Raw genomic sequence first — 21,896 nt, 5'->3', positions numbered from 1 at the left:
GACGACACCATCAAGGTGATCCGCTCGACCATCTTCGCGCTTTCCGAGCACGCGACCAGCGACGAGGCCCCCGGGCTGCGGGCCCAGGTGTTGCAAGTGTGTCAGGACTCGGTGGAAGCGCTGGGCTTCAGCCCGGCGGTGCGGTTCACCGGGCCGGTCGACTTCGAGGTCTCGGACGAGGCCGTCGACCACGCCCTGGCGGTCACCCGCGAAGCCTTGTCGAATGTGGCGCGGCACGCGAAGGCCTCGCGGGTCGATGTGGACGTGGCGACCACCGACGGCTATCTGGTGCTGCGTGTCGCCGACGACGGCTGCGGGATGCCGGACGCCGGACGGCGCAGTGGCCTGGCCAACCTCGCGGAGCGGGCCGCGGCCTTGGGGGGAGAGTTCACGGCCGGACCGGGTGAGAACGGCGGCACCGTTCTGGTGTGGCGGGTGCCACTGGAGGCCTGATGTCGGGGCGCGGTGCCTTGCGCCGCGCCCTCACTGGCGGCGAGTCTGTCCGGACTTGATCTCGGACACCATCACCGCGGCCTGGACCCGCCGGGTCAGACCGAGTTTGGCCAACAGCGCGGAGACGTAGTTCTTCACGGTCTTCTCGGCCAGGAACATCCGCTCGGCGATCTGCCGGTTGGTCAGGCCCTCGCCGATCAGGTCCAGGACTTTGTGCTCCTGTGCGGTCAGCTGCGCCAGCGGGTCCTTCTTCTCGTCGGCGGCCCGCAGTTTGGCCATCACCTTGGCCGCGAGCCTGGGGTCCAGCAGCGATTCGCCGCCGGCCACCGTCCGCACCGCCGACACCAGGTCCGGCCCGAGGGTCTGCTTGAGCAGGTAGCCGGAGGCGCCGGCCATGATGGCGTCGAACAGCGCCTCCTCGTCGGCGAAGGACGTCAGCATCAGGCACGACAGCTCCGGCAGCTTCGAGCGCAGTTCGCGGCAGACGGTGACGCCGTCGCCGTCCGGCAGCCGCACGTCCAGGACCGCGACCCGGGGCCGCAGTGCTGGGACCCGGGCCAGAGCCTCGGCGGCGGTGGCGCCCTCGCCGACGACCTCGAAGTCCGGCTCGTCCTCCAGCATGTCCTTCAACCCCCGCCGTACGACCTGGTGGTCGTCCAGCAGGAACACGCCGATCTTGCTGCCGTTCATGAATCCGCCTCCCGCAGGCCCGCTCCGGTGTCCTCCTGGAGAGATTAGGGCTTCCGTGAGCGGTCAGGGCGGGCCGAAGGTCCTGTCTTCGGCGACCGGGGGGATCGAGTTCTAGGGTGCGCCGCGCCGAAGGAAGATGACACTGGTGTAGGGCGCGAGGGGCGAGTACGGAGCCAGGGCGGCCCGGACCGCGCCACGGATGTCCAGGCGGGCCCCGGATCCCACGGTCTGGATGGTGCTCACGTAGACGGTCGAGATCCCGTTGCGCTCGACCACCGCGATGCGCGGCTGGTCGTCGTCCCAGTTCGCGGCCAGGGCGCGTTGCACCGCGAGCAGGACGTCCCGATAGGCGTCCTGGCTGTGCTCGCTGCCGACGGAGACGCGTGGGGGTGTGGCCGGGGTGTCGATGACGGTGCTCATGGCGGTGTCCTTTTTGCGTGGTTTCCTCTCTTCCAAGGGTCGTACAGCCGGGCGGGGCCGCGAAGCGGTCGATCGGCCTGACCTGACCGGGACTTCGGACCCTGGGACGCCGTCGCCGCAGCCGCGACGGTGGGAGCGGCGCGAGTGCCGCGCAGGCTTCAGCCCTGGTGGAGGAATGATGAACAGCACCGTCGTCGTCGGCTACGACCAGACCCCGCACAGCGACGTCGCGCTGGCCGAGGCGGCCCGTGAGGCGGCGATGCGCGGTGCGGACCTGAACGTCGTCACCACCTTCCAGCGGCCGGTGGTTTCCGGCTCGCCCGTGCCGCCGGCGGACTCGCAGGACGCCGCGCGCAAGACCGCCGAGGCAGTCGCGCAGCACGGGGCCGACAGCGTCGCCAAGCGTCGTCCCGGGCTCCGGGTGAGGCCCTACGCCCTGGTGGGTTCGGCCGGCAAGCTCCAGGCACAGGCCGCCCACGGTGCCGAACTGCTGGTCGTCGGCAGTCGTGGCAAGGGCGGCTTCAGCGATCTGCAAGTGGGCTCGACCGCGATGCGTACCGTGGCCGACGCCTGCTGCCCGGTGCTGGTGGTCCGCGGCGAGACCGACGCCGACCACTCCCGGGTCGTGGCGGCGGTGGACATCGACGAACCCTGCGAAGCCGTCCTGGAGTTCGCGTTCCTGGAGGCTTCCCGACGCCAGGCCCGGCTCACCGTGATCCACGTCTGGGACGAGCCCTGGATCCTTGCCTACGGCCAGCAGGACCCGGGCATCGCCGACGACATCGCGGCCATCGAGCGCGAACGCGAGGACCGGCTCTCCGCGCTCATCCACTCCGCCCAGCGCCGGCACCCCGAGGTCCAGCCGTTCCACCAGGTCGCCACCGGCTCGGCCGGCCGGCTCCTGATCGAGGCCTCGCACCGGGCCGACGTGCTCGTCACCGGCGCCCGGCGGCACGGCGAAGGCCACGGGATGCAGATCGGCCCGGTCACGCACACGGTGCTGCATTACTCCGCGTGCCCGGTCGCCGTGGTGCCGCTGAGCTGAAGGCGCCGATCACCCAACCATCGCGGCTCCGGAAGTAATCAGTGCTCTGCCAATCCGGCCGAACAGCGCTCGTGGTCGATATATCTAGCGGGCCGGTGCGTGCCGGTCGGCGGAGGGCTGCCGGGCCGAGCGGGGTCCGGCGCGGACCGGGCTGTGGGGCACGATCACGACCGGACAGTCGGTCCGCAGGAGCAGCGGGTGGATGGTCGGTCCCAGGTGTGCGTCCCCGGTGGGCCGGCCCTGCGTGCTGTGGTGGTGGGCTCCGGCGACGATGACGTCGGCGTGCGAGGAGGCGGCGATGAGGATCGTGGCCGCCGGGCCGTCGGCGAGTTCGCGCCGCACGTGGACCTCGGGGTATTCGGCCTGCCAGGGCCTGAGCAGGTCCTGCAGGGTCAGGTCCGCGTTGTCCTCGCCCTGGATCGAGGCCGCCCGCAGCCCGCCGGTGTCGCCGGCGTAGGTGCGGGGCCAGAAGGATTCCCGGACGCTGATCGCCTTCAGCCCGGTTCGACGGAGGCGGGCGTCGTCGAACGCGAAGGCCAGTATTCTGTCGGCGGGCTCGTCGATGTCGACGGCCGCCAGAACGGTTCCCCGCGGTTCGTGCCGGCCACCACGGACGATCATGGTCGGGCGGCCGGGGCGGGTCGCCACGCGGGCGGTCACGGAGCCGAGCACGAGTCCGGCGACGTGCCCGTGGCATCCGACCACCAGCAGATCGGCGTCGCGCGCGGCCTCGGTGAGGACCGTCGCGGTGGAGCCCTCCGCCGCGAGCGTCCGGACTTCCAGGCCGGGATGGCGGGAGCGGACGTGGTCGGCGCCCCGTTCGGCGATCCGCCGCGCGCCGGCGTGCGCCGTTTCCGCGGAGATCGGTTCCGTGCCGGGTCTGGCCGCCCACGTCGCCCGCTGGAAGGCGTGCACGACGGTCAGCACACCCGCGCGCCGGTCGGCTTCGGCGGCTGCCTCGTCCAGCGCGAGCAGGGTCTGCGGCATCTGGTCGTAGCCGACGACGATGCTGGGTCTCATGATCTCGTCCTTTCGCGACGGGGGCGCCGCCGGTCGGGCGCCCTGCGGCTCAGGAGTGGGGCACGATGATCACCGGGCATGCCGCACCGCGCGGAAGGGCCTGGGCCACTGGTCCGATCCGCACTCTGTAGCGCTCGGCGCAGTGCCCACTGTGGCGCCGGCGGGCACCGGCGACGACCAGGTCGGCGCAGGCGGCCGCGGCGGTCAGCACCGAGGGCGGCGATCCGGCGACGACCTCGCCGTCGGCCCGGACCCGTACGCAGCGCTCCTGCCGTTCGGCCAGGATCTGGTCGAGCGCGGCCCGGGCCCCGGCGCGGGGTTCGGGCGCCGTCAGGCCTGGATAGCGGTGCCGCAGAACTCCGGCGCCGAAAGACGCGATGGGGGCTGACGCCTCGCGTTCGGCCGCACCCGTTCCGCGGGCAGCCGTATCCGGACGGCGAACATGGACGACGGTGACATCGGCGTCCCGGTACGCGGCCTCGCGGCCGGCTTCCAGGAGAGCTCTGCCACTGGGCAGGGTGCGGTCGTAGCCGACGACGACAGTGGTTCTCATGACGGGCTCTGATCAGTCGCAAGTCAGTGGTGGCCCCAGAACCAGCTTTCGGGGCGGCCAGGGGTTACGACAGAGCCGAAGGTCCCGGATCGGGCCGGATGTCCGGTCCGGTGCCGGGACCGGGCACTACCCGAGCCGGTCTCCCATGTACTGGGCCAGGTCGGCGAGCCGGGCGCAGTAGCCCCACTCGTTGTCGTACCAGCCGAAGACCTTCACCAGGTCGCCCTGGGCCTGGGTGAGCGGCGCGTCGAACACGCACGAGGCCGGGTCGCCGACGACGTCGCTGGAGACGAACCCCTGCTCGGCGATGCGCAGCACCCCGCGCAGCCGGTCTTGCGACTCCTGCTGGAACGCCGCGTTGACTTCTTCGGCACCGGCCGGCCGGCGCAGCACGGCGGCCAGGTCCACCAGCGATCCGGTGGGGACCGGCACGCGGACGGCGACACCGTCCAGCAGCCCGGCGACCTCCGGGATGACCAGGCCGACGGTCCTGGCGGCGCCGGTGGTGGTCGGGATGATGTTGCCGGCCGCGGAGCGGGCCCGGCGCAGGTCCTTGTGCGGGGCGTCCAGCAGGCGCTGGTCGCCGGTGTAGGCGTGGACGGTGGTCATGAAGCCGTGGACCAGGCCGAAGTGCCGGTGCAGGACGTCGACCATGGGGGCGACGCAGTTGGTGGTGCACGAGGCGTTGGAGACCACGTCGTGCTCTTGGGGATCGTAGAACTCCTGGTTGATCCCCATCACGATGGTCGCGTCCACCGGTCCCTTGGCCGGGGCGGACATCAGGACCTTGCCGGCGCCGGCGGTCAGGTGCGCGGCGGCCTGCTCGCGGGTGCGGAACCGTCCGGTGGACTCGATGACCAGATCCACGCCGAGCTCGCCCCAGGGCAGGCGTTCGGGTTCGGTGTGCCGGGTCATCAGGATCTTGCGACCGTCGACGAGCAGCGTGCCGTCCTCGTAGGCCACCTCGGCGGCGGGCCGGCCGTAGGTGGAGTCGTGTGCGAACAGGTGGGCCGTGGTCGCGGGGTCGGCGGCGTCGTTGACCGCCACCACCTCCAGCCCGCGCTCGGCGGCGATCCGCAGGAAGACCCTGCCCACCCGGCCGAATCCGTTGATGCCGATCCTCATGTCGCCCTCCGAAGTGTCGTGGCTTTTCAGCCGGTGTCCTCGCTGTCCACCGAAGCGGCGACCCGCCTGCGGCGACCAGGGTCGAAGGGCCCCGTCCGCGGCGATCGATCGACCCTGGCCGGGCAGTGACAGCTCCGGCGCTCCGCCGTTCGCCAGGGCCGTTGGGCCCGGTGTGACCGGGTCGGACTGGTCTAGTCCACCCGGTGGCATGGCGCGATCCTGACAGTGCCCGGTGACCGGCACCGCGAGCGAGGAGGCAAGGACCATGACCGCTGCAGTGGCCGACATTCCCGTGACGGCCTGGGACGGATTCACCGCGGGCCCGTGGCGCGACGGCATCGACGTGCACGGGTTCATCCAGGCGAACTACACGCCCTACCTCGGCGACGGCGGGTTCCTGGCCGGTCCCACGGAGCGGACCACCGCATTGTGGGGGCGGCTGCGGGAGATGTTCGTGGTCGAACGCGCCCGCGGTGTGTACGACGTAGACCCGAGTACGCCGGCCGGTATCACCGCCCACGCTCCCGGCTACATCGACCGCGACCACGAGATCATCGTCGGCCTGCAGACCGATGCCCCGCTCAAGCGCGCGATCATGCCGAACGGCGGCTGGCGCCTGGTGGCCGCCGGCCTGAAGGCGTACGGGATCGCCCCGGATCCGCGCGTCCAGGAGATCTTCACCAAGTATCGCAAGACGCACAACGACGGGGTCTTCGACGCCTACACCCCCCAGATCCGCGCGGCCCGCCGGGCCGGGATCATCACCGGGCTGCCGGACGCCTACGGCCGTGGCCGCATCATCGGCGACTACCGGCGCGTGGCGCTGTACGGCGTGGACCGGCTCATCGCGGCCAAGCGCGCCGACCGGGCCGTTCTGGACGCGCGGTGGGCCGACGAGGAGACGATCCGGGCGCGGGAGGAACTGGCCGAACAGATCAGGGCTCTGGAGGAGCTCAAGGAGATGGCCGCGTCCTACGGCTTCGACATCAGCGGGCCCGCCGGCGACGCTCGTCAGGCGGTGCAGTGGCTGTACTTCGGCTACCTGGCCGCAGTGAAGGAGCAGAACGGCGCGGCGATGTCGCTGGGCCGGGTCTCCACCTTCCTCGACGTCTACTTCGAGCGGGACCTCGCCGCCGGCCGGCTCACCGAGCAGCAGGTCCAGGAGATCGTCGACGACTTCGTCATCAAGCTGCGGATCGTGCGCTTCCTGCGCACCCCGGAGTACGACGAGCTGTTCTCCGGCGACCCGACCTGGGTCACCGAGTCCATCGGCGGCATCGGCGAGGACGGCCGGCCGCTGGTGACCCGTACCAGCTTCCGGTTCCTGCAGACGCTCTACAACCTCGGTCCGGCGCCGGAGCCCAACCTCACCGTGCTGTGGTCCCTAGACCTCCCAGCCGGCTTCAAGGAGTTCTGCACGCGGGTCTCCATCGACACCAGCTCCATCCAGTACGAGTCCGACGACCTGATCAGGCCCCGCTTCGGCGACGACACCGCGATCGCCTGCTGTGTGTCGGCCATGGCGGTCGGGGAGCAGATGCAGTTCTTCGGCGCCAGGGTCAACCTGGCCAAGGCTCTGCTGTACGCGATCAACGGGGGCCGGGACGAGATGAGCGGCGAGACGGTCGCGCCCGGATTCGAGCCGATCGGCGGGGAGTACCTGGAGTACGAGAAGCTGGACGCCGCCTTCGACGCGATGCTCGACTGGCTGGCCGCGACCTACGTGCACGCGCTGAACGTCATCCACTTCATGCACGACAAGTACGCCTATGAACGCATTGAGATGGCGCTGCACGACAGCGACGTCGAGCGGCTCATGGGCTGCGGTATCGCCGGGCTCGCGGTCACGGCCGACTCGCTGTCGGCGGTCAAGCACGCACGGGTGAAAATGATCCGGGACGCGAGCGGCCTCGCGGTGGACTTCCGGACCGAGGGCGCCTTCCCGGCCTACGGCAACGGGGACGAGCGCGCCGACGCCATCGCGGTCGGCCTGGTCGAGCGGTTCATGGCGAAGGTCCGTCAACACCCGGCCTACCGGAACGCGCGGCACACCCAGTCGGTGCTGACCATCACCTCCAACGTCGTCTACGGCCACAAGACCGGCAACACCCCGGACGGCCGCCGGGCCGGGACGCCGTTCTCGCCGGGCGCGAACCCGATGAACGGCCGCGACACCCACGGCCTGGCCGCCGCGGCGGTGTCGGTCGCCAAGCTCCCCTACGACCAGGCGCTGGACGGGATCTCGCTGACCGCCTCGATCGTCCCGGCGGCCCTGGGCCGGGCCGACGCCGAGCGGGCGGTGAACCTGGCCGGGATCCTGGACGGCTACTTCTCCTGCGGCGGATTCCACATGAACGTCAACGTGCTGGACCGCGCGACGCTGGTGGACGCCATGGAGCATCCGGAGAAGTACCCGCAGCTGACCATCCGGGTCTCCGGCTACGCCGTCAACTTCGTGCGGCTGACGCGGGAGCAGCAGCTCGACGTGATCAGCCGCACCTTCCACGAGAAGGCGTGAGCTCCTGTGACCGCCACCGGACTCCCGGTCGGCACCACGGCCACGGCCGGCACCAAGCCGGCCGAGGCCGTGGTCGGCTCCGTCAGCAGCTGGGACCTGAGCACCGGCGTCGACGGGCCGGGAACCCGGTTCACTGTCTTCACCGCCGGTTGCCCGCTGCGCTGCCAGTACTGTCAGAACCCTGAGACCTGGCGGATGCGCGACGGCACCCCCACCGGCTCCGCCGAGCTGGTGGCCAAGGCCGCGGACTTCGTCCCGTTCATCCGGGCCTCCGGCGGCGGGGCCACCGTCAGCGGCGGCGAGCCGCTGCTGCAGCCGCGCTTCACGGCCGCGCTGTTGAACGGGTTCCGCGGCCTGGGACTGCACACCGCGCTGGACACCTCGGGATACCTGGGGGTCCGCGCCGACGACGAACTGCTGGCCGCGACGAGCCTGGTCCTGCTGGACGTCAAGTCCTGGGACCGCGCGCTGTACCGCCGGCTGACCGGCGGCGAACTGCATCCGACCCTGGTCTTCGCCCGGCGCCTGGCCGAGCGTGCCGTCCCGGTGCACCTGCGGTACGTCCTGGTGCCGGGCCTGACCGACGGCGCCGCGAACGTCTCGGGCGTGGCGCGCTTCGCCGCCTCGCTGGGCAATGTCGAGCGGGTCGACGTCCTGCCGTTCCACAAGCTCGGCGCGGCGAAGTACCGGGCTCTGGGCATCCGCTTCCCGCTGGCCGACACGCCGACCCCGACGCCCGATCAGGTACGCCGGGCCCGGGACCGGTTCGCCGCGGCGGGGCTGCCGGCGTTCTGAGGCTGGAGATATCAGGCCCTCGCCGACCAGCATGCCGAGCACCCGCTCCGCGCCGATCCCGGTGCGCACCACCACCCGGCGCGGATGCTCGGCCACGGCCTGCCCGATCCGCCAGGAACACCGGCTTGCGCCCGATCCGGTCGCCCAGGCTGCCGGCGACCAGCAGCAGACCGCCGAACACCACGGCGTAGGCGTCGACGATCCACTGCGGCTGGGTCGTGGTGGCGTGCGGTCGGACGACCAGGGCCGGCAGCGCGATGTTCAGAATGGTGTTGTCGAGTGACACCACCAGCAGCGACACGCAAAGGACCGCCAGGGCGCAGGCGCGGCGGCGTTCCGACAACAGCCCGGATTCCGGGCATGGGAGCCTTCTGATTCCCGTGACGCCCAGTCAGCTCCGTTCGCGGAGCGGCCTACCAGTGCCGAAGGACACCGTGGACGAGGGATTCAGGGCCCTGGCCGCGAGCCCGCGGTGCGGGATGTCGGCACCGCGGGCTCCCGCGTGCCGTTCGGCATGACCATCGGCCCTGACAGTCGGGACTTTCGGCACGGTACCGCCGCCCGACCGGTCGGCAACACTCCGTGGTGAGACAACACGGGACGGAAAACTCAGACCTCTGATGGGAGACAGCGCGATGAGCACACAGCATGGTGGGGCCCACCTGGCCGGTCGGTTCCACTTCACGCGGCGTCCGGCGAAGGCGTCGATCGCCGCCGAGCGTTCGACGGCCGCCGTCGACGCGAAGGAGGCGTCCATCGCCGCGCTGCGCATCGGCGTGGGCTTCATTTTCCTGTGGGCCTTCCTGGACAAGACCTTCGGCCTGCACTACTCCACGTCCTCCAAGAACGCCTGGATCCACGGCGGCTCCCCGACCAAGGGCTTCCTGAGCCACGTGGCCGTCGGACCGTTCCAGTCCGCGTTCCACTCCATGGCCGGCAACGGCTTCGTCGACTGGGCGTTCATGCTCGGCCTGCTCGGCGTCGGCGGCGCCCTGATCCTGGGCGTCGGCCTGCGCGTCGCGGCGGTCTCCGGCGTGGCCCTGGTCGCGATGATGTGGTTCGCGGTCTACCCGCCGGCCCAGCACACCGCGGCCGGCGCCGCCACCTCTTCGGTCAACCCCTTCGTCGACGACCACGTGCTGGAAGCCCTCGCCCTGATCGCCGTCGCCGCCTTCGGCACCGCCAGCCGCCTGGGCCTGGGCGCCTGGTGGTCCCGGCTCCCGTTCGTCCGGAAGCACCGCTCGCTGATCTGAACACCTGGTCGGCGCCTTCGCGATCGACCACCGGGCCCGGACCGTCGAGGTCCGGGCCTTGGGCGTCGGGTGTCCGTGCGTCGGGAGCGCCTGTGAATCACCCGGATCGTAGTCCTCCGGCCGGGCAGCGCCGATTTCGCCGGCTGCTCGGCGAGTTCCTCCCGCCCGGGCCAGCCTCGCGGGATCAGGCTGAAGTCCGCGAAGAGGCGATCGAACTCCTCGCGGGTGGCGTCAGCGGTCTCCAGGAGGTCGACCGCGGCCGCACAACGCTCGAAGGCCTTTGCGGGACCGGAGTCCGGAGCGGTTCCCGTCACATCGTCAGAGTCCAGGTGCACCGAGGCCTTCATCGGGAGCGAACACTTGCAGTGGTTTGTTGACGGACGGCTGACGGCACCCAGCGATCGTCAGAGCCGCTTCCGTCAGAGGCCAACCGGAGCGGCGGGCAAGTAGCCAACGGACTTGGCCTGCAGCCGTGGCCGTTGCCACCAGCGGATGACATCAAGGCCCGATGTGCAGGAACTGCGCCCACCTGCTGGGCTGATCGGCATAGTAGTGACGCCGGCGGTAGTTCCGGAGCGTGGCGTGAAGAGCCTGGGCAGGGCTGAGTGTGCCGAGGTCGGCGTTTCGGGTCAGACGGGCGTATACGTCCGCGGTGATCTGAGCGGCGTCGGCATCCCACACCGACCAGAGGGTTCCGATGACCCGGCGCCAGCCGGCGAAGTGCAAGGCGGCGGCCAGGTTGACGGACTCGTCGAGCATGGCCACGCCGCCGACGGCGCTTTTGCAAGCGGACAGGAACGCGAACTCGCCTCCGGCCTGGCCGGTCGTGGTGAGGTCCGAATGGCGGGTCTGCGAATGATCAGATTCTGCTCGTGTCTGACCCGTTCAGGTGAGGCGGGGTAGTCTGACCGGCAGACGTACCGCTATGAGGCGAGGATTTTGGCCTTCTCGGCCGCGAACTCCTCCTCGGTGAGCAGCCCCTCATCCTTGAGCTGACCCAACGCCTTGATCTTCGCGACCTGGTCATCGATCGACATGGCCGGACTCGGTGCCGGCTCCTGCGCCTGGTCTTGCGTCTGCGCCGCGGCCTGCTGCTGCGCTGCGGCGGCCTGCTCCCGCTCGGCGCCTCTCCGGCGCACGCCGCCGGACACCGCGGTGGCAGTGCCTGCGACGACCGCAGTGCGCCCCACCGTGCGGATCAGTCCTGGACGCCCCATACGTCGTGGCATGGCCTTCTCCTAATCTGTCTCCAAGGCCTGGAACGCCTCCAGGACCACGTCCCGCGGAATCCGGTCGAGGGCGACGACGCGGCCGTTCGACTCCCGCACCGCGGCGCCCAGGCGGGACGCCCACGTGTTCTCCCAGACCACCACCATGGCCGAGGACTCCGGCTCCAGGGCGTCGGAGATCGACGCCAGGTCGTCGTCGCTGAGCAGGTCGAACTGCGACTTCGTGATGCGCTCGAACGCCGCGGCGATGGCGGAGTCCTCGGCCTCGACGACCGCCACCTTCCCGTCGCTGTCCTTGAACACGAAGGTCAGGTCGATGATCCGGACCGTTCCGTTGTCCTGCAGTTCCGCGATCGCCGGAGCGACGTCGCCGTTGAACTGGTTCCCGTCGAAGGCGATCACCGCTACGTCGACCGGGCCTATCGAGTCCGCGAACGCTGCTTTCGGCATGTGCTGACCTCCTGCCAGGAGAATCCTGTATCCATCAGCACACGCGTGGCACCCGCGCGCAACTCGCACGGTTCATCACGCTCGGGCTGTTCAACCGTGACTCTGCCGGCCCGGTGGCGCACGCTGCTGCCCCGTGGTCGCGAGTGAAGCGGTGGGCGGCGATCTCGAACGTGACGTTGAGCAAGATCTTGCGGGCGACATCGACGGCGCCGAGACAGTCGCCGAGCCTGGTGAACGCATGAGGATGCTCGGATCGTGTGTTCGGGCGTGACCTTCCTCGGAGCCGGTCGCGCACCAGCCGACTTCGACGTGCAGGAGCGCGCGGCCGTCGGCGCTGTCGTAGAGGTCTGCAGGTGGACGCGTTCGGTCCGGCCGAGCTGCGGGGTGCGTTGTATCAGGAGATGGGGACCTGTCTCGTGCGTGGTGTTTACCGGTGCGTGCGGAGTCCGTCGAGGATGAGCGCGAGCATGTGGGGTGCCCGGTCCTCGGGGCTGGACGCGGCGCGCCACAGGGCGCCGGTGAGTTGGAGGAAGTCGCCTGGGTCGGCGTCCAGGCGGATGCTTTCTTCCTTCTTGCCGGCGTCGAGGAGTTCTGTGATCGCGGCGATGACCGGCCCGTAGGTCTGCTCGGTGATCGCCTGGTGCGCGCCCGGGCTGAGGGCGTCGCCGAGGCCGTGTTTTCTGCGCATGGCCTCGACGAGGTCGGTCGTCCAGCGGCGGAGTGCTTCCAGGGGCGGCAGCTCGGCCAGCAGGCCGGGCACGGTGTTGACGATGCGTGCCACCTCGTCCTGGTAGACGGCCAGGACCAGGGCTTCGCGGGTGGGGAAGTTGCGGTACAGGGTGCCCGCACCGACGCCGGCGCGTTGGGCGATCTGGTTCGTCGACGTGCTGCCGTCCGCCGCGAGTGCTTCGCGTGCGGCGGCGAGGATGCGTGCCCTGTTCTCGCGGGCGTCCGAACGGACCACTGGACCTCACTCGACTAAATGGAGAGTTCTCCACTACGTTTAATGGAGAGCTCTCCACTTACTCTAAGGAGCATCATGCAGTACATCAAGCTCGGATCGACGGGCCTGGACGTTTCCCCGATCGCGATAGGCGCGATGACCTACGGCGAGCCCGACCGCGGGCACCCGGTCTGGTCGAAGGGCGAACAGGACGCGCGACCGCTCATCAAGCACGCGGTGGAGGCCGGGATCAACTTCTTCGACACGGCGAACATGTACTCCAACGGTTCCAGCGAGGAGATCCTCGGCCGCGCACTCAAGGACTTCGCCGACCGCGACGCCATGGTGATCGCCACCAAGCTGCGCCACCCGATGAGGCTGGGACCCAACGGCCGCGGCCTGTCGCGCAAGGCGATCATGACCGAGGTCGACCACTCGCTGCGCCGCCTGGGCACGGACTACATCGACCTCTACCAGATCCACCGCAACGACCACTCCACCCCTTGGGAGGAGACCCTTCAAGCGCTCAGCGACCTGGTGAAGGCCGGCAAGGTCCGCTACCTGGGCGCCTCGTCCATGCACGCGTGGGAGTTCGCGAAGGCGCTGCACCTCCAGAAGCAGAACGGCTGGGCCCGGTTCGTGTCGATGCAGGACCACTACAACCTGCTCGCCCGCGAGGAGGAGCGCGAGATGATCCCGCTGTGCCTGGACGAGGGCGTCGGCACGATCATCTGGTCGCCGCTGGCCCGCGGCCGCCTCGCCCGGGCCTGGGACGACGCCCGCTCGACGGCCCGCTCCGAGACGGACGGCGCCTACGCGGACCTGCTCTACTCGCCCGAACAGGAGGCGGCCAACCACGCGATCATCGACGCGGTCGGACAGGTCGCCGGCGCCCACGGCGTCAGCCGCGCCCAGGTCGCCCTCGCCTGGCTGCGACGCCAGCCGGTCGTCACCGCGCCGCTGGTCGGCGCCGGCTCGATCCGGCAGATCGACGAGGCGGTCGCCTCCCTCGATGTGGAGCTCACCGACGATCAGGCGCGCGCCCTGGAAGCCTCCTACACCCCCCGACACGACTGGCAGGGCGTCTCCGACGAAGCCGAGATGGAGGCCATCCGCAAGCGCGTCCCCGGAATGGCTCTGTCATGAACCCCGTCGTCCGCTCCGGTGCTGCCACCCGGGCCGATGCCCTCCTCATCCCTTGAGGATCCTGCGTCATCGAGCTCGGCGAGATGGACCACCAACGATGCCGCCCTCTGGTCCGCCTTCTCAGCCACCGGGGCGGGTGTCCTCGCTCTTCGCTTGGCGTGAGGTCCTTCGCGCCGGCTGGCTTCAGGGGGCGGTCGACGGCAGTGCCGTCGGCGTGCTGTACCAGCTGGCGGCGCTCGCCAGTGCGGCGGTTTGGTAGCGCAGGGCGGCCGTTGCGCCGGTCAGGTCGGCGGTAGCGCGGTGCAGTGCGTAGATGTTGTCGGGTGTGGGGTTGGCGGTGGCGTCGCCGGTGGCGGTGGTCAAGGCGCGGCCGGCGGTGGTGAGGGCGTGGGCGGCGTGCGAAAGGTGGGGCGCGTACTGGTAGACCTCGGCCGGCAGATGCTGGCAGGCCAGGACTGTGTCGGTGTGGGAGCGGGTGGCTTCGTGGGCTTCACGGGAGGCGTGGACGGCGGCGTCCAGAACGGGCAGCAGGTGATGGCGGCTGCTCATGGCGGGGACGGCGAGCATCGACACGGTCATGGTGGTCACGGGAGTGTTGTCACGGTTGGGCGTGGGGCTGATGGTTGAGCGATGGTGCGGCCCGTTGGTCGGGTGGGCCGCACCGCGTGTGTCGTGGCCGTGGGTGTTGCTACACGGTGTTGGCCAGGCGGTCGGTGAGCAGCTTGGCGAAGCGGGCGGGGTCGGGCAGGTCGCCGCCTTCGGCGGTCGGCTCCGTGGCGGTCGCGGTACTCGCCGCGCTCGATCACCTGTTCCAGGAACGACTCGAAAACGCACCACCATCACGGGGCCTCCTTTCAAGCGACTGTCTGTCTCGTGTTCACGACGGGGAGGGGCGGCGGCTGCGGTCGGAGGCGGCCCGCAGCTCGGCGATGCTGGTGCCCAACTGCCCGACCTGCTCAGCCAGACCTGGATGGCCGGGTTGTAGTAGTCCGCGGGTGTCGGCAAGCGGTTCCAGCAGATCTGTGGCGTCATCCCGGCCCAGGGCGTCGTGCAGTGCGGTCAGGCCGGCCTCTGCGCCGGAGCCCAGGTCGGTCAGTGCGCCGATCTGTCCGGCCAGCTGCCGCAGCCCGGCGGCGTTGTCCCGCGCCCAGACCGCTACCGCCTTGTCCCCGGCCCGCTTGTCCCGCTCGGCGGCCACCCGTTGATCGCCGGTGCCGACCACGCCGTCGGGCGGAGGACGCAGCCGCAGGTAGCGGCGCTCGGCAGCTTGGCGGCTGGCGACGCCCAGGGCCGGGGCCAGATCGGCCCAGCTGGTGCCCAGGGCGCGGGCGGCCTCGATGAGTTCGGGCTCCCAGCCGGCTATCTCGGTGCGCAGCTCGCGCAGCAACGTCAGCGCGGCCAGCACCTGGTTGGCGCTCAACGGTGCCTCGGCCTGGCCGGGTGCGCCCTGCGGTGCCTGGGCCGCGTGCATCGCCTGCGTGATCTTTCCCAGAGCGGTGCCCGTGTCGAAGGCGGCCAGGTCCGCCGCCGACGGGCTGCGCTGCGCGTGTTCCATCGTGTCATCTCCTCGGCGACGCCATCACTTGTCGTCGTTCCGATGACATGCTATACCTGAATCCGTCAGCGAGTCGACCGCCCGGTCGACCACTCACCTGGAGGTGACCCCCATGTTGATGCGCACCGACCCGTTCCGTGACCTGGACCGCATCGCCCAGCAGCTGCTCGGGACCACCGCCGCGGGCACCTGGACCCGCCCCAACCCGATGCCCCTGGACGCCTGGCGCGAAGGGGACGAGTTCGTGGTCTGTTTCGACCTGCCCGGCGTGTCCCTGGACGCCATCGACGTCGACGTCGAACGCAACGTGCTCACGGTGAAGGCCGAGCGCCGCCCCACCGCGATCGGCGAGACGAAGGTGGAGATCTCCGAGCGGCCCCTGGGCGCGTTCTCCCGCCAGCTGTTCCTCGGCGAAACCCTGGACACCGAGAACATCAAGGCCGACTACGACGCCGGCGTGCTGACCCTGCGCATCCCGGTCGCCGAGAAGGCCAAGCCCCGCAAGGTCGAGATCACCGCCAGCGGTGGGAAGAAGGCGATCAACGCCTGACACGCCACACGGCATGTCACCGCCTCTGGTGGCCGCGACCCCTCCGCGGACACCAGAGGCGGAACGCAGTGGAGTCGGCATGATCCAGGATTTCTCCGCGATCCTCGGCGTCGCCCCCGATGCCGACGCCGATTCCGAGCGGTTCACCCACGCCCGACGATCCAGCTGGCTATCCCGCCGCCGCCGCCGACCGGCTGGCCTCCGCCGACCGGCTGGCCTCCGCCGACCGGCTGGCCTCCGCCGGCGTGGACGCTGTTCTGATCCAGCACGAGTTCGGCATCTACGAGCGCGGCATCATCGCCGACACGCACGACCCGGAGATCCCTGACGATCGTGGCGAGCTCAAGCACCGCTTCCTGGTTCTGGACGCCCAACAGGCCCGGTTCGTCAAGACGCTGCCGGGCTCGGTGGACGTCGCCTCTGGAAGAGCAGAGCCGGCCGACGAGCAGCGTGCCACCCTGACCGCGATGCAGGCCGAGCTGACTGAACTGGCCGTACAGATCCACCGATACCCGTTCCCGGCCGCCCGGCCAGGCGCCCTCACCGGCCGGAGCCCCGATCCATGGATCCATGCACCGGAAGGAGCACACCTCGCCCGGCGGCTCGCGAAAATCTGTAGCCAGCGATGTAGACATTCGCGATCCGCGTGGGTATGGTTTCTCTCGTAAGCGAAGTAGTCGGTAGGGCGCGACAGACACGAACTGGCGCGCGAGCAGGACGGCAATAGGGTTCCGGAACCAGCAGTACAGGTCCAGGAGCCGACAGCCGGGAAGAGCCCGGAGCTGCCGAGAAGTACCGCATGTGTAGTACCCGGTCAGTAGGACCCGTAGAGAACAGGAGGAAACACCATCAGGATCGCCCGGACGGCACGTTGTGTCCGGGTGGGCAGGTCAGGCCCCGGATTGGAAGGTGGTCCCCGGTCAGCAGTCCGAGATCCCCGCGCCACGGCATAGGCAAGCGCCCTGCGCGGAAAAGTAAGCCGACGTCTCGTCGGTAGGTGGATGGTGTTAATTCCCTCAGGGCCCGGTGCCGTACGGCACCGGGCCCCTTACCGCGTTCCAGCGCAGATGAGGTGCAAGTGACAGACAGGATCAGCCCCACCCCGGCCGACCGGCTGGACGATGACGACTATCCGGCCTACACCATGGGCCGGGCCGCCGAGATGATCGGCGCCACGCCCGCCTTCCTGCGGGCATTGGGCGAAGCCAAACTGTTCGTCCCGTTGCGCTCCGAAGGCGGCCACCGCCGCTACTCCCGCTACCAGCTGCGCCTGGCCGCCCGCGCCCGCGAACTCGTCGATACCGGAACCCCCGTCGACGCCGCCTGCCGGATCATCGTCCTGGAAGACCAACTGCAGGAAGCCCACCGGCTCAACGAGCAACTCCGCCAAGCCGCTCAAGCAGACTCCGGCCCAGCACCGGGGTCATAGCTTGGGCGTGTGCTGCCCACGACGGAGAGCGCGGCCACCGAGTGCCGGCGGAGGCGGCAGATCGCTGAGAATCCGGCGGGTCTGCACATCGACACCGTGCAGAAAAGCGGCGATAGCCGGGGTCATCTTCCGCGGGCTTCAGAAGCCGCTTGTGAGCATGCTGCGGGCGATGGACGGCGTCCCGGCCTACATCCGCAACGCCCGCCTGGACCTGCTAGCCGGCAACACTCTGGCCCGCGCACTGTTCGCGCCGATCTTCAACAGCCCGGCCCGGCCCGTCAACGCCGCCCGCTTCACCTTCCTGGACCCGGCCGCCCCGGCGTTCTACCCCGACTGGGACGCCGTCGCCGACCAGAACGTCGCCTCCCTGCGCGCCGAGGCCGGCCGCAACCCCTACGACAAGGCTCTGTCCGATCTCATCGGCGAGCTGTCCACCCGCGGCGACACCTTCAGCCAACGCTGGGCCGCCCACGACGTCCACCGCCATACCACCGGCGCCAAACGCCTCAACCACCCGATCGCCGGCCCGATCACCGTCCACTACGAAGCCATGGCACTGGCCGCCGACGAAGGGCTGTCCCTCATCGTGTGCGGCGTCGCACCCGGCGGCCGCGACGCCGATGCGCTGAGTCTGTTGGCCAGCTGGAGCATCGGGAACCAAACCGAGCCCGAGCCGGCCCTGGGGCGGCAATAGACCGCGCCCGCCAAGTCGACCTGCCGTATGTCGATCACCTCTCCGTTGCCTATGCGATCAAGGCGCGGGGCTTTGCCGACCTCGCGCGGTAGCTCCCACCGCGCGGCATCCAGGGCTGCCGCACCGTCGGGCGATGGCGGGGGTGTCAGCTGGCTGGGTTGTGCGTCTGTTCAGGGTGCGGCCTGGTGAGGGGTGTGCTGGTCCAGCTGGCGAGGATGGCGAGGGCCTCGGAGGAGGGTGAGGCGGGTTCGGGGGTCAGGATGACGAGGGCCTGGTCGGGGTCGCCTTCGACGGCCATGACCACGTAGTCGAGGGTGATGTCGCCGACGAGCGGATGGTGCAGGCGTTTGGTGCCGGTGGTGTGGGCCAGGACATCGTGGCCGGCCCATAGGCGGCGGAAGGCGTCGCTGTGTACGGACAGCTCGCCGATCAGCTCGGTGAGTCGGGCGTCGTCGGGGTGGCGTCCGGCGTACAGGCGCAGGTTGGCCACGCAGTCGCCGGCGGCTCGTTCCCAGTCGGCGTACAGGTCGCGCGCGGCCGGGTCGAGGAAGACGTAGCGGGCGAAGTTGCGTTCGCGGTGGGGCCGGGCTTGGAAGTCGGTGAACACCGCCGAGGCGAGCCGGTTGGCGGCCAGGACGTCCATGCGTCGCCCCTGGATGAGCGCCGGGACGGTGAGTGCGTCCAGAGCCTGGTACACAACCGGGCGAACCCGTTGGGGGCTGAGCGGCGGATGTCGACGGGCGCCGGTGGCGGAGGGCTGGGCGAGGTCGAACAGGTGGGCCCGTTCGGTGTCGTCCAGTTGCAGGGCGCGGGCGACGGCGTCCAGGACTGATTCGGAGACGCCGTGGGTGCGTCCGCGCTCCAGGCGGATGTAGTAGTCGACGCTGACCCCGGCGAGCTGGGCGACTTCCTCGCGGCGCAGCCCCGGAACCCGGCGGACACCCGCGTACGGGGCGAGGCCGGCTTGTTCGGGGGTGATCCGGGCCCGGCGGGTGCGGAGGAACTCGCGGATCTCGGCGCTGCGGTCCATGCCTCCACCGTACGGCGGACTCCAGTGGGCCGGTGACCTGGAAAGGGGTACTGGCAGACCCCCGGAACGACGGTGCCTGGTACGGCGGTCCAGGCGGGGTCGGCCGGTGGTTGGCTGGATAGCGGGATCACTGCACCGCAGTGATCATGGCGCTGGTCGGCTCACCTGGTGTGACGCCCGCCGGCTGCCCCGCCCGACGTCCCCCAGACCGAGGAATACCCATGTCATCGAAACTGACCGGCACGGTCGCGCTCGTCACCGGCGCGAGCAGCGGCATCGGCGCCGCCACCGCCCGCCGGCTCGCCGAGCACGGCGCCGCGGTCGCGCTGGTGGCCCGCCGCAAGGACCGTCTGGAAGACCTCGCCGCCGAGATCGGGAAGGCCGGCGGCACCGCGCTGGCGGTGGAAGCCGACATCACCGACCGTTCCCAGGCCGAGGCGGCAGTCCAGCAGACCGTCGACCGGTTCGGACGGCTGGACATCCTGGTCAACAACGCCGGCCTGATGCTGCTGGGCCCGGTCGTCGGCGCGGATGCCGAGGACTGGGACCGCATGATCGCCGTCAACGTCCAAGGCCTGCTGTCCACCACCCGAGCCGCCCTGCCGCACCTGCTGCACGCCGCCGATGACGGTCCGCGCCGGGCCGCCGACATCGTCAACATCAGCTCGATCGCCGGCCGCGTGGCCTGGGGCGGCTACGGCGTCTACAACCTCACCAAGTTCGGCGTCAACGGATTCACCGAGTCGCTGCGCCAGGAAGTCACCAAGCGGCACGTGCGAGTCGGTGTCCTTGAGCCTGGTGGTGTGGACACCGAACTGGGCTCGCACAACACCTCCGAGGTCCGCGACGCGATGATCGAACCCTTCTACGCCCAGACCGAGGTCCTCGCCCCCGAAGACGTCGCCGACGGCGTCGCCTACATGGTCACCCGCCCCCGGCACGCCGCTGTCAGCGAACTGTGGATCATGCCCACCGACCAGGCCTGACCGGCTGTCACCCACGAATCCCGATGCCGACTACGGCATCTCCTGGAAGGAACCCCTCATGAGCAAGGTCATCTTCATCACCGGTGCGGGTCGCGGTCTGGGCACTGACATCGCTCGCGAAGCCCTCGCGGCCGGCCATCAGGTCGTGGCCACCGGGCGCCGCCCCGAGGAGGTCGAGGAGACCCTGGGCGGGCCGGCCGACAACCTGCTGGTCACCAAGCTGGACGTCACCAGCTTGGACGACGCGTACACGGCGGCGCAGGCCGCCGTCGACCGGTTCGGCCGCATCGACGTCCTGATCAACAACGCCGGGAACTTCTTCGCCGGCTACTTCGAGGAGATCACCCCGGAGCAGATGCGCCAGCAGTTCGAGACCAACCTGTTCGGCCCGATGAACGTCACCCGTGCCGTCCTGCCGATCATTCGCGGGCAGCGTGCCGGGCACGTCATCACCCTGTCCTCCTCTGCCGGCCTGATCGGCCAGGAGTTCTGCGTCGCCTACGCCGCCTCCAAGTTCGCCGTCGAGGGCTGGATGGAGTCGCTGCGCTACGACGTGGAGCCCTTCAACATCCACACCACGGTCGTGGAGCCCGGCTTCTTCCGCACTGAACTGCTGGTCGACGCCTCCACCACCTGGCCCGAGCCGACCATCGCCGACTACGCCGAGCGCACCACCGCCACCATCGCGGCGTGGAAGAGCATGAGCGGTCAGCAGCCCGGCGACCCCGCCAAGCTCGCCCGGGCCCTGCTGACCATCGCCGACCAGAAGCAGCCGCCGCTGCGCTTCGTCGCAGGCGCCGACGCCATCGAAGGCGTCGAGGCCAAGGCCAACGAACTGCTGGCCCAAGCCGAGGCCTCCCGCGAACTGGGAGGCAGCCTGGCCCACGACGACACCACAGGCTGAGGCGTCGGTATCACCCATCCCAAGGAAGATCCGCATACGCTCGACGAGCACGCGAGCTGAAATGCTACGGAGGTTCCGCATGTTGGCGTCCTGGTACGAACGACAGGGGCCGGCCGCCGACGTGCTCCACGTCGGCGAACTGCCCGACCCGCAGCCCGGCCCCGGCGAGGTCCGCGTCCGCGTGACCGTGTCGGGTGTCAACCCCGGTGACACCAAGAAGCGGCGCGGCTGGCTCGGCTCATCGATGCCCTACCCTCGGGTGATCCCGCACAGCGACGCGGCCGGCGCCATCCACGCCGTCGGCGAGGGAGTCGACAAACGCCGTATCGGACAGCGGGTATGGGTGTACGGCGCCCAGTCCTACCGGCCTTTCGGCACCGCAGCCCAGTACACCGTCGTACCCGAGGACCTGGCGGTGCCGCTGCCGGACCACCTGAGCGATGAACTCGGGGCGAGCCTGGGTATCCCCGGGATCACCGCCCACCGCACCGTGTTCAGCGACGGCCCTGTCGACGGCAAGCTCGTGCTGGTCCACGGGGTGCTCGGCGGGGTCGGCTCGCTGGCCGCCCGGCTTGCCCGCTGGGGCGGGGCCACGGTTATCGGCACCGTGCGGCACAGCGAGGACCTGGACCGCGTGGACCCCGCCGTGGTGTCCCACGCCGTCGCCCTCGACCTGGACAACGCGGCCACAGCGATCCGCGCGCATGCGCCGCAGGGCGTGGACCGCATCATCGAGGTGTCCCTGTCCGACAACGCCGACCTGGACACCGCGGTCGTCGCGAACGACGCGGTGATCGCCGCCTACGCGACCCGCGCCGACCGGACCGAACTTCCCTTCTGGCCCCTGCTGTTCGCCAACGTGACCCTGCGCCTGCTCGGCAGCGACGACTTCCCTGTGGAGGCGAAACGCCAGGCCGCCCGAGACCTCACCGCCGCGGCTGCCATCGGCGCCCTCACCGTCGATGCCGGTGACCACTATCCGCTCGAGGAGATCGCCGAAGCCCACGACCGCGTCGACGCCGGCGGCCGAGGCCGAGTCCTGGTCACGATCCCCGCGTAGCCGCCGAGGCGGGCGTGGATGCGTTTTGTGACCAGCTACTTGGTGCCG

General features: G+C 70.2%; 25 protein-coding genes and 1 pseudogene. 14 read left to right on the top strand and 12 right to left on the bottom strand.

What is annotated here, in order from left to right; genetic code table 11:
- Positions 1-453, top strand: a 453-nt coding sequence (locus tag ABIA35_RS47320; protein WP_370362387.1) for a sensor histidine kinase, incomplete at its 5' end; no start/stop codon positions are given.
- A 30-nt stretch (positions 454-483) separates the two neighbouring features.
- Here ABIA35_RS47320 and ABIA35_RS47315 read toward each other — a convergent pair.
- Both ABIA35_RS47315 and ABIA35_RS47310 read right to left on the bottom strand, forming a co-directional pair.
- The gene (locus ABIA35_RS47315) at positions 484-1,143 is read right to left on the bottom strand and encodes a response regulator (RefSeq protein WP_370362385.1); all 660 of its coding nucleotides are present in this window, start codon (positions 1,141-1,143) and stop codon (positions 484-486) included.
- A gap of 111 nt (positions 1,144-1,254) precedes the next feature.
- Positions 1,255-1,563 (bottom strand): hypothetical protein, encoded by a 309-nt coding sequence (locus ABIA35_RS47310; protein WP_370362384.1) that lies wholly within the window; start codon positions 1,561-1,563, stop codon positions 1,255-1,257.
- 178 nt (positions 1,564-1,741) lie between these two features.
- Here ABIA35_RS47310 and ABIA35_RS47305 point away from each other — a divergent pair, with 178 nt between their 5' ends.
- Positions 1,742-2,608: a universal stress protein gene (locus tag ABIA35_RS47305; RefSeq protein WP_370362383.1), complete on the top strand. Its 867-nt coding sequence runs from the start codon at positions 1,742-1,744 to the stop codon at positions 2,606-2,608.
- A gap of 84 nt (positions 2,609-2,692) precedes the next feature.
- Here the strand turns inward: ABIA35_RS47305 and ABIA35_RS47300 are convergent, their stop codons facing one another.
- From ABIA35_RS47300 to gap, 3 genes are all read right to left on the bottom strand, one after another.
- Complete coding sequence (locus ABIA35_RS47300; RefSeq protein WP_370362382.1) at positions 2,693-3,628, bottom strand: universal stress protein; 936 nt, start codon at positions 3,626-3,628, stop codon at positions 2,693-2,695.
- A 49-nt stretch (positions 3,629-3,677) separates the two neighbouring features.
- On the bottom strand, positions 3,678-4,181 hold the full coding sequence (locus ABIA35_RS47295; protein WP_370362381.1) for a universal stress protein: 504 nt from the start codon (positions 4,179-4,181) through the stop codon (positions 3,678-3,680).
- Positions 4,182-4,307: 126 nt separating this feature from the next.
- On the bottom strand, positions 4,308-5,306 hold the full coding sequence (gene gap, locus ABIA35_RS47290) for a type I glyceraldehyde-3-phosphate dehydrogenase (RefSeq protein WP_370362380.1): 999 nt from the start codon (positions 5,304-5,306) through the stop codon (positions 4,308-4,310).
- A gap of 265 nt (positions 5,307-5,571) precedes the next feature.
- Between gap and pflB the strand changes: the two genes are divergently transcribed.
- The 4 genes from pflB (at position 5,572) to ABIA35_RS47270 (ending at position 9,872) form a co-directional block, all read left to right on the top strand.
- Complete coding sequence (gene pflB, locus ABIA35_RS47285) at positions 5,572-7,824, top strand: formate C-acetyltransferase (protein ID WP_370362379.1); 2,253 nt, start codon at positions 5,572-5,574, stop codon at positions 7,822-7,824.
- A gap of 6 nt (positions 7,825-7,830) precedes the next feature.
- On the top strand, positions 7,831-8,619 hold the full coding sequence (pflA, locus tag ABIA35_RS47280) for a pyruvate formate-lyase-activating protein (RefSeq protein ID WP_370362378.1): 789 nt from the start codon (positions 7,831-7,833) through the stop codon (positions 8,617-8,619).
- Between the two features lie 31 nt (positions 8,620-8,650).
- On the top strand, positions 8,651-8,902 hold the full coding sequence (locus ABIA35_RS47275) for a hypothetical protein (RefSeq protein WP_370362377.1): 252 nt from the start codon (positions 8,651-8,653) through the stop codon (positions 8,900-8,902).
- 352 nt (positions 8,903-9,254) lie between these two features.
- Positions 9,255-9,872, top strand: a complete 618-nt coding sequence (locus ABIA35_RS47270) for a hypothetical protein (protein ID WP_370362376.1) — start codon at positions 9,255-9,257, stop codon at positions 9,870-9,872.
- A gap of 498 nt (positions 9,873-10,370) precedes the next feature.
- Here the strand turns inward: ABIA35_RS47270 and ABIA35_RS47265 are convergent.
- From ABIA35_RS47265 to ABIA35_RS47250, 4 genes and pseudogenes are all read right to left on the bottom strand, one after another.
- A pseudogene (locus ABIA35_RS47265) lies at positions 10,371-10,670 on the bottom strand (CHAT domain-containing protein); the annotation flags it as partial.
- Between the two features lie 125 nt (positions 10,671-10,795).
- Positions 10,796-11,101 carry an SHOCT domain-containing protein gene (locus ABIA35_RS47260; protein ID WP_370362375.1) on the bottom strand — a complete coding sequence of 102 codons (306 nt, stop codon included), beginning with the start codon at positions 11,099-11,101 and terminating at the stop codon, positions 10,796-10,798.
- 9 nt (positions 11,102-11,110) lie between these two features.
- Entirely contained in the window at positions 11,111-11,551 is a 441-nt protein-coding gene (locus tag ABIA35_RS47255) for a DUF6325 family protein (protein WP_370362374.1), read from the bottom strand.
- A gap of 427 nt (positions 11,552-11,978) precedes the next feature.
- Complete coding sequence (locus ABIA35_RS47250) at positions 11,979-12,515, bottom strand: TetR/AcrR family transcriptional regulator (RefSeq protein ID WP_370362373.1); 537 nt, start codon at positions 12,513-12,515, stop codon at positions 11,979-11,981.
- A 75-nt stretch (positions 12,516-12,590) separates the two neighbouring features.
- On the opposite strand from ABIA35_RS47250, the gene ABIA35_RS47245 reads away from it, so the two are divergent.
- Positions 12,591-13,640 (top strand): aldo/keto reductase, encoded by a 1,050-nt coding sequence (locus tag ABIA35_RS47245; RefSeq protein ID WP_370362372.1) that lies wholly within the window; start codon positions 12,591-12,593, stop codon positions 13,638-13,640.
- Positions 13,641-13,823: 183 nt separating this feature from the next.
- Here the strand turns inward: ABIA35_RS47245 and ABIA35_RS47240 are convergent, their stop codons facing one another.
- Together ABIA35_RS47240 and ABIA35_RS47235 are read right to left on the bottom strand one after the other, a co-directional pair.
- Complete coding sequence (locus ABIA35_RS47240) at positions 13,824-14,228, bottom strand: hypothetical protein (RefSeq protein ID WP_370362371.1); 405 nt, start codon at positions 14,226-14,228, stop codon at positions 13,824-13,826.
- Positions 14,229-14,517: 289 nt separating this feature from the next.
- A complete protein-coding gene (locus ABIA35_RS47235; protein WP_370362370.1) occupies positions 14,518-15,195 on the bottom strand; it encodes an HSP18 transcriptional regulator in 678 nt (225 codons plus the stop codon).
- 112 nt (positions 15,196-15,307) lie between these two features.
- Between ABIA35_RS47235 and ABIA35_RS47230 the strand changes: the two genes are divergently transcribed.
- The 4 genes from ABIA35_RS47230 (at position 15,308) to ABIA35_RS47215 (ending at position 17,868) form a co-directional block, all read left to right on the top strand.
- Positions 15,308-15,745, top strand: a complete 438-nt coding sequence (locus ABIA35_RS47230) for an Hsp20/alpha crystallin family protein (RefSeq protein ID WP_370362369.1) — start codon at positions 15,308-15,310, stop codon at positions 15,743-15,745.
- Between the two features lie 119 nt (positions 15,746-15,864).
- On the top strand, positions 15,865-16,413 hold the full coding sequence (locus ABIA35_RS47225) for a hypothetical protein (protein ID WP_370362368.1): 549 nt from the start codon (positions 15,865-15,867) through the stop codon (positions 16,411-16,413).
- 476 nt (positions 16,414-16,889) lie between these two features.
- On the top strand, positions 16,890-17,174 hold the full coding sequence (locus ABIA35_RS47220; protein ID WP_370362389.1) for a MerR family transcriptional regulator: 285 nt from the start codon (positions 16,890-16,892) through the stop codon (positions 17,172-17,174).
- 157 nt (positions 17,175-17,331) lie between these two features.
- Positions 17,332-17,868 (top strand): hypothetical protein, encoded by a 537-nt coding sequence (locus ABIA35_RS47215; RefSeq protein ID WP_370362388.1) that lies wholly within the window; start codon positions 17,332-17,334, stop codon positions 17,866-17,868.
- Between the two features lie 145 nt (positions 17,869-18,013).
- Here ABIA35_RS47215 and ABIA35_RS47210 read toward each other — a convergent pair whose 3' ends face one another.
- A complete protein-coding gene (locus ABIA35_RS47210) occupies positions 18,014-18,898 on the bottom strand; it encodes a helix-turn-helix transcriptional regulator (RefSeq protein WP_370362367.1) in 885 nt (294 codons plus the stop codon).
- Between the two features lie 221 nt (positions 18,899-19,119).
- Between ABIA35_RS47210 and ABIA35_RS47205 the strand changes: the two genes are divergently transcribed.
- The 3 genes from ABIA35_RS47205 (at position 19,120) to ABIA35_RS47195 (ending at position 21,848) form a co-directional block, all read left to right on the top strand.
- Complete coding sequence (locus tag ABIA35_RS47205; protein WP_370362366.1) at positions 19,120-19,884, top strand: SDR family NAD(P)-dependent oxidoreductase; 765 nt, start codon at positions 19,120-19,122, stop codon at positions 19,882-19,884.
- 58 nt (positions 19,885-19,942) lie between these two features.
- Positions 19,943-20,788, top strand: a complete 846-nt coding sequence (locus ABIA35_RS47200) for an SDR family oxidoreductase (protein ID WP_370362365.1) — start codon at positions 19,943-19,945, stop codon at positions 20,786-20,788.
- Between the two features lie 79 nt (positions 20,789-20,867).
- The gene (locus ABIA35_RS47195; RefSeq protein WP_370362364.1) at positions 20,868-21,848 is read left to right on the top strand and encodes an NADPH:quinone reductase; all 981 of its coding nucleotides are present in this window, start codon (positions 20,868-20,870) and stop codon (positions 21,846-21,848) included.
- Positions 21,849-21,896: the final 48 nt, after the last annotated feature.

The organism is Catenulispora sp. MAP12-49, from assembly GCF_041262705.1.
GTDB lineage: Bacteria > Actinomycetota > Actinomycetes > Streptomycetales > Catenulisporaceae > Catenulispora.
The sequence above is the reverse complement of the archived record's forward strand: the minus strand, read 5'-3'. Positions and strand labels throughout refer to the sequence as shown.